This is a genomic window from Lysobacter antibioticus HS124 (assembly GCF_000336385.2).
In the GTDB taxonomy this organism is placed as follows: Bacteria; Pseudomonadota; Gammaproteobacteria; order Xanthomonadales; family Xanthomonadaceae; genus Lysobacter; species Lysobacter firmicutimachus.
In genome coordinates this window covers 22,256-29,155 of the sequence record NZ_HG424490.1, presented here as the reverse complement: position 1 = coordinate 29,155, position 6,900 = coordinate 22,256, and the positions used below count along the sequence as shown (strand labels likewise).

Below are 6,900 nucleotides of genomic sequence, written 5' to 3'. Positions count from 1 at the left end.
GTGAGCCGCGACAGCCGCAGCGGTGCGATACCACGCCGGTCTCCGAAGCCGATTCGCATTCGGCGATCTGCGCGCAGGTCGGGTATCCGGATTTTTTGCGAGTCCGCTTGCGTGCATCGCTTCGGTGGTCGTGGCTTACGCCGCTCCTGCAGGGCGTTGCACGCGGCTGCGCCGCGAGGAGGCTTCGCGGTCGCGGCTCGCGCCGCTCCTACTCTTTGGACGGGACAGCGCCGGGCGGCTCAGCGCTGGCCGAAGCGCTCGCCGAAGAATGCGCGCATGGCGGCGAAGGAGCGTTTGGCCGTGCGCTCGTCGTAGCGGCAGTTGTCGCCGGGCGGATTGGCCGCGTCCTCGATCTGCGAGAAACAGTGCACTGCGCCGCTGTAGTTGACGAATTGCCAGTCCGCGCCGGCCTCGTTCATTTCCTGCTCGAACGCGACGATGTCGGCCTGCGGCACCGACTTGTCGGCGGCGCCGTTGAGCACCAGCACCGGCGTGTCGATCTTGACCCCGTTGCCCGGCAAGTACGCCTTGAGTCCGCCATGGAAGCTGACCGCGCCGGCCAGGTCGGCGCCGGTACGGGCCAGTTCCAGCACCGCCGAACCGCCGAAGCAGAAGCCCAGCGCGCCGATCCGCTGCGGGTCCAGCGGCGCGCTCTTGGCCTGCGCCTTGAGGTTGGCGACGGCCTCGGCGACGCGTTTGCGCAAAGTGACGCCGCCGTCGCCGTAGACCTTGCCCACCGCCGCCTTGGCCTCGGTCTTGTCCTTGGGCCGCACGTCCCGGCCGTACACGTCGGCGACCAATACCACGTAATCGTCGCCGGCGATCTCGCCGGCCAGGCGGATCGCGTGGTCGGTGACGCCCATCCAGTTCGGCACCATCACCAGCCCGGGCCGCTTGATCGCATTGACGTCGTCGTAGACCAGCACGCCGCGGAACCGGTCCTCGCCCAAGGTCCATTCCACCGGCTGGGTCTTGATCGCCGCGAACGCGGGCGAGGCGCACAGCAAGAGCGACACGGCGGCGACGAGACGGCGCATGGCAGGACTCCGGCGGTTGGGATCGCGAGACTAGCGCGTTTACAGGACCGACGCTGTGACGGTCTTGGAGCGAGGCAGGCCCGCCAGCACGAGCGACCGCCGCGCGGCGGACTCATGCGGGCGTCCGTCGCCGTCTTCGCTCTCGGGTCGATGCGCGACTCGCGGCCGGCGTCGCGGATCGGGCACGCGAGCCGGGACGATGATCGACGCCAGGCCGCTCGCTGTCCGTTCCTTGCCTCAGGCTATGCCCAGTCCGGCGATCGCACTGATCGCCTCCGGGTCGAACCCGGCCAGTTCGGCGAAGTGCCGGCCGCGGGCGACATAGTCCTTGTACGGGCCATAGCTCGGCGCCCCCGGCGACAGCAGGATCACCCCGCCCTCGGCGCCGAGCGCAGCGCGAGCCTGCTGCATGGCCTCGCCCAGATCGCGCGCCGCCGACAGGCGGACGTCGGACTGCGCCGCGATCGGCGCCAACAGTTCGTGGATGCGCGGGCCGTTCTGGCCCATGGTCACGATCGCCACCGGCGCCTGCCGGCGCATGGCGTCGGCGAAGGCCTGCCAGTCCAGGCCGCGGTCGTGGCCGCCGACCAACACCGCGATGCGGCGGCCGGCGTAGACCTCGAGCGCGGCCAGAGTCGCGTGCGGGGTGGTGCTGATCGAGTCGTTGACGTAGTCGATGCCGTCCCTGCGCCCGATCGGCTGCAATCGGTTCGGCAGCGGCCGGAAACTCGCCGCCGCCGGCGCCAGCGGCGCGGCGTCCAGGCCCAAGGCCTCGATCGCGGTCAGCACCGCGCACAGGTTGCCGCGGTTGTGCCGGCCCGGCAGCGGCAGGCCGGCCGTGTCCATGATCTCGCGCTCGCCGCGCCACAGCGCGTCGCCGCGCAAGTGCCAGCCGCGTCCGTCGCCGAACCAGCGGATCTCGCTGTCGGGCAGGCGCAGGCCGGCCAGCACCGCGTCATTGGCGTTGAGCACGGCGATGCGCGGCTTGGCCTCGGTCAGCAAGCGCAGCTTGTCTTCGACATAGCGCGCCTGCGAGCCGTGCCAGTCCAGGTGTTCGGGATACAGGTTCAAGGCCACCGCGACCTCGGGCCGCGCGCCGCTCGCGCCGACGTCGCCGGTCTGGTAGCTGGACAGCTCGATCGCCCAGAACTCGGGCATAGGCTGCGGGTCCAACGCCTCCAGCAGCGGCAGGCCGATATTGCCGGCCAGCGCGGTGCGGTGGCCGCCGGCGCGCAGCAAGTGCGCCAGCAGCGAGGTGGTCGTGCTCTTGCCCTTGGTCCCGGTCACGCACACCGTGCGCGCGTCCGCATGCTCGCCGAACCACAGCGCAGTGCCGCCGAGGAAACGCGTGCCCTGCCCGGCGGCGGCCTGGGCCTCGGCGCGGTACGGGCTGATCCCCGGCGACTTGATCACGAATTCGAACGCGGCCAGGCGCTCGGCGCTGGCCATGGTTTCGATCGCCAGCAGCGGATCGCCGAGGCCGCGCGCGTCGGCGGCTTCCTCGACGCTGCAGAACAGGGTCAGTGCCGACCGCGGCAGGCGCGAACGCAGCGCGTGGTAGGCGGCGCGGCCCTCGCGGCCCCAGCCCCACAACGCGACCCGGCGGCCGTCAAGCTGCGAAATGCGCACGCAGGCGTTCCCACAGCGCGGCCGGAATGCGGTGCTGGACGTCCAGCGCCAGCACCGACTCGACGCTCAGGTCCTCGTCCTGCAGCTGCGGCCGGATCTCGCGCGCGAAGCGCTCGACCAGCGCATCCTCGCGCCACTGCGCCTGCTCGCTCAGCGCCGCCATCGCCGCGCGCGATTCGCGGCCTTCGCCGACGCACTCGAAGGGCTTGTGGTCGCGATACTCGAGCAGCGCGTCGTAACCGCCGGTCTGGCCCGGATCGTCGAGCAGATTGCGGCCGAAGATGCCGACCAGGCGCGGCTTGGTCATGAACGGCGCCAGCGCCAGGAATACGAAGTGGCACTTCGGGCATACGCCGCACCAGCGGCTGGCCGGACGCTCGCCGAGGATGTGGAAATTGCGGTTGCAGCTGCTGAAATGGGCGTCGTAGCGGTCGCTGCGGGCGAACTGGCGCGCCACCGCCAGCTCGCTGAGCGGACGCAGCAGCGAGTAGTAGCGCAGATCCGCGGCGACGTGCCGCTGCAGGTAGTCGCCGAAGGCCTGTTCGCAGGCCCAGCCCTTGGACCACTGGTGGTTCACCTCGCCGGTGCCCTCGATCAGGCTGCCGTAGCTCGCCGAACGCTCGTTGGAGAACACCACCTGGTCGGCGCCGCGCAGCAGCGCGGCCAAGGCCATGATCGCCGAATTCACCACCGTGACCGGGATATGGCCGTTGTAGGCGCCCTGGCGGTTGAGTTCGAACAACTGCGGCGCCAGCGCGCGGCCGAGGTTGAGGGTCGGCAGTTCGGTGCGCTGGGCGCAGGCGGCGATCAACTGCGAGCCGCCGATCCAGGTCACGGTCTGCTCGACGCCGAGGCTGCGCAGGGCTTCGATGCTGACCAGCGAGTCCTTGCCGCCGCCGATCGCGACCAAGGCGTGCTCGCGCAGGCCCAGCGCCGGCGCCTGCGGCTGCGCGTCGGCGCCGACCGGGAAGCGGATCCTGCCGTGCAGGTCCAGACCGTTGCGGTAGGCGAACTCGCCCAGGCCGTTGACGTAGATCAGCTCCAGCAACTGCGCGGTGTCCGAATCGATGGCATAGCCGTCGATGCGGATCTCCGGCGGCACCGCCGCCTTGTAGTAGCTCACGCCGGCGATCAGGTGCAGCAGGCGCAGCATGCGTTCGACCGCCGTGCGGCGCGCGTCGTCGAGGACGAAGGGCGCGCCGGGAACGGTGACGGTCTCGACCAGCTCCGGGCCGTCGTCGAAGGCGTAGACCAGTTCGGCCACGCCGGTGGCCGTATCCAGGCCGCAGCGGACGAAGCGGAAGGCGCGCACGGCGTCGCGTTGGAATTGATCGCTCACGGGTTCACTCTCGAATCGTAACGGTCGCGCATGGCGGTTTTTTCTTCGACCGGGAGATCATTCGACGATCTCCTCGGCCGGCAGCGCGCGCAGGTTGTAGGTGTTGGCCATCGCCATGCCGTAGGCGCCGGCGTCGGCGACCAGGATCGTGTCGCCCTCGGCGGTCGCGGCCGGCAGCGGCCGGGCGCGGCCCAGCACGTCGCTGCTTTCGCACACCGGACCGACCACGTCGAAGATCGCGGTGTCGGCGTCGTCGTAGCGGCTGAGGTTGTGGATGCCGTGGTAGGCCTCGTACATCGCCGGCCGCATCAGCGCGTTCATGCCGGCGTCGCAGCCGACCCGGCGCACGCCGTCCTTCTCCACCACCTGGGTCGCGTGCAGCAGCAGCACGCCGCTTTCGGCGACCAGGTAGCGGCCCGGCTCGACGATCAGGCCGTAGCGCGGATACGCGGCCTTGATCTCGGCCAGGCCGGCTCGCCACTGGTCGAGGTCGAACTGCGGCGCCTCCGGGGTGTAGGCGACCGGCAGGCCGCCGCCGATGTCGATGGTCTCGATGGTGCCCACGCTGTCGGCCAGCCCGGCCAGGCTGGCGTAGACGCCGCGCCAGTGCTGCGGGTCGTCGATGCCGCTGCCCAGGTGCGCGTGCAGGCCGCTGATGCGCACGCCGAGTTGGCGGGCTTCTTCGACGAAGGCGTCGAAGCGCGCCAGCGGCAGGCCGAACTTGGCCGCGACGCCGCCGGTGCGGACCTTCTCGTGATGGCCCTCGCCGTGGCCCAGGTCCAGGCGCAGCCACAGGGTGCGGCCGCGGAAGGTCTCCGGCCAGCGCTGCAGGGCTTCGATGTTGTCGAGGGTGACGATCACTCCGCGCCGCAGGGCCGCTTCGTATTCGCGCCGCGGCGCGAAGCTGGGAGTGAACAGCACCCGCTCGGGCGCCATGTGCGGCACGGCCTCGAACACGCGCTCGATCTCGGCCAACGACACGCACTCCAGGCCGAAGCCTTCGCCGACGATGGCCTTGAGCACCGCCGGATGCGAATTGGCCTTCATCGCATAGAAGCAGCGGTCGATCGATTCGGTGCCGATCAGCGAACGCGCGCGTTCGCGCACCGTGGCCAGGTCGTAGACGTAACGCGGGGTGCCGGCCTCGGCCAGGGCCAACAGCTTCTCGCGCTTGCCCTGCCACCAGGCCGGCGCGCGCTGCGGCTTGCCGTGCGCGATCTCGATCCAACTCGGCCCGAACACGCTGTCGTCGCGCACCGGCATGGCGCCGCCGCGGACCAGTTCGTGGTGCAGGTGCGGCAGCAGGCCGTCGGCGTCGGCCTCGTCGATGACGAAGGTCAGGTTGAGATCGTTCGAGGACTGCGAGATCAGGTGCACGCGCTCGCGCCCGAACGCGGCCCAGATGTCGGACAGCCGGTGCAGCAGCGAACGCATGCCGCGGCCGACCAGGGTGATCGCCGCGCACGGCGCGATCACCTTGACCCGGCAGACCTCGGCCAGATCGGTCGACAGCGCTTCCAGCACGTTGCTGTTGACCAGGTTCTCGCTGGGGTCGAGCGACACGGTGACGTTGGTTTCCGACGAACCGATCAGGTCGATTGACAGGCCGTGGCGCTTGAAGCGCTCGAACACGTCGGCGAGGAAGCCGACCTGCTGCCACATGCCGATGCTTTCCATCGACACCAGGACGATGCCGTTGCGGCGGCTGATCGCCTTGACTCCCGGTACCGTCGCCGCGCTGGCGTCGATGCGGGTGCCGGGCAGATCGAAACGCTCGGTGTCGAGGATCGCCATCGGCACGCCGGCGTCGCGGCACGGCGCGATCGAGCGCGGGTGCAGCACCTTGGCGCCGGTGGTGGCGATTTCCTGCGCTTCGGCGTAGTCCAGCCGCGCCAGCAGGCGCGCCTCAGGCACTTCGCGCGGGTTGGCGCTGAACATGCCCGGCACGTCGGTCCAGATCTCGACCCGCTGCGCCTTCAGCAGGGCGCCGAAATACGCGGCCGACGTGTCGGAACCGCCGCGGCCCAGGATCGCGGTGCCGCCGTCGCCGTGGCGGGCGATGAAGCCCTGGGTGATCAGCATCGCGGTCGGCTGCGCGCTGAAGCGCTCGACGAAGCCGGGCTCGGCCTGATGCCGGCAGTTCACCGACAGCCGCTGCGCCCACTCGCTGGCGTTGGGCAGCGAGACCGCGTCCAGCCAGTCGCGCGCGTCGCTCCAGCCGAAGTCGTGGCCCTGCGAGCGCAGGTAGGCCGCGCCCAGGGTCGACGACAGCAACTCGCCCTGGCCCAGCACTTCGGCCTGCCAGTCCAGCGCGCGACTGGCCGCGCGCGGATCGGTTTCCAACGCAACCAGTTTCGCCAGGCGCTCGCCGAGCACTGCGTCCGGATCCAGGTCGAGTTCCGCGCAGAAGCTGCGATGGCGCTCGACCAGGCCGGCGAAACGCGCCGCCAGCCCCTCGTCGCTGCCGACCGGGGCGTAGGCGATCGCCTGCAGTTCGTTGGTGACGCCCGACAGCGCCGAGACCACCACCAGCACCCGGCGGCCGTCTTCGTGCAGGCGTTTCGAGGCCAGGCGTCCGATCGTGTCCCAACGGTTGCGGCGAGATACCGAAGTACCGCCGAACTTGAGCACCACCCAGCCTGTCTGTTGCGCCACCACTGTTTCCTCGATTGTCGTTCCGCTTGATTGGGCCCGGCATGCGCCGGGGCAGGTCGATCCGCCCGCTACGGGCCGCGCACGGCCGCACCGGGATTCCGCACTTGCTGCTCGTGCGCGCCGGGGCGTGCAGCCGTCGGCAGGCGCCCTTAGAATCACGCGCTCGCCCGGGGACCCGGGCACGAAACGACGATTCTAGTCCAACCTGCCCGCTCCCGAGCGCCGCCCCGCCCCCTTCCT

At 70.6% G+C, this 6,900-nt stretch carries 4 protein-coding genes; all 4 read right to left on the bottom strand.

Annotated elements, in window-relative coordinates:
- Positions 1-239 precede the first annotated feature (239 nt).
- Positions 240-1,037, bottom strand: a complete 798-nt coding sequence (locus tag TX83_RS10015) for a dienelactone hydrolase family protein (protein ID WP_064747808.1) — start codon at positions 1,035-1,037, stop codon at positions 240-242.
- A gap of 237 nt (positions 1,038-1,274) precedes the next feature.
- Complete coding sequence (gene murD, locus TX83_RS10010) at positions 1,275-2,666, bottom strand: UDP-N-acetylmuramoyl-L-alanine--D-glutamate ligase (protein ID WP_064747807.1); 1,392 nt, start codon at positions 2,664-2,666, stop codon at positions 1,275-1,277.
- The gene (murL, locus tag TX83_RS10005) at positions 2,647-4,005 is read right to left on the bottom strand and encodes a UDP-N-acetyl-alpha-D-muramoyl-L-alanyl-L-glutamate epimerase (protein WP_064747806.1); all 1,359 of its coding nucleotides are present in this window, start codon (positions 4,003-4,005) and stop codon (positions 2,647-2,649) included. The genes murD and murL overlap by 20 nt, the downstream gene beginning before the upstream one ends.
- A 57-nt stretch (positions 4,006-4,062) precedes the next feature.
- Complete coding sequence (locus tag TX83_RS10000) at positions 4,063-6,660, bottom strand: bifunctional aspartate kinase/diaminopimelate decarboxylase (RefSeq protein ID WP_261370091.1); 2,598 nt, start codon at positions 6,658-6,660, stop codon at positions 4,063-4,065.
- Between the last annotated feature and the right edge of the window lie 240 nt (positions 6,661-6,900).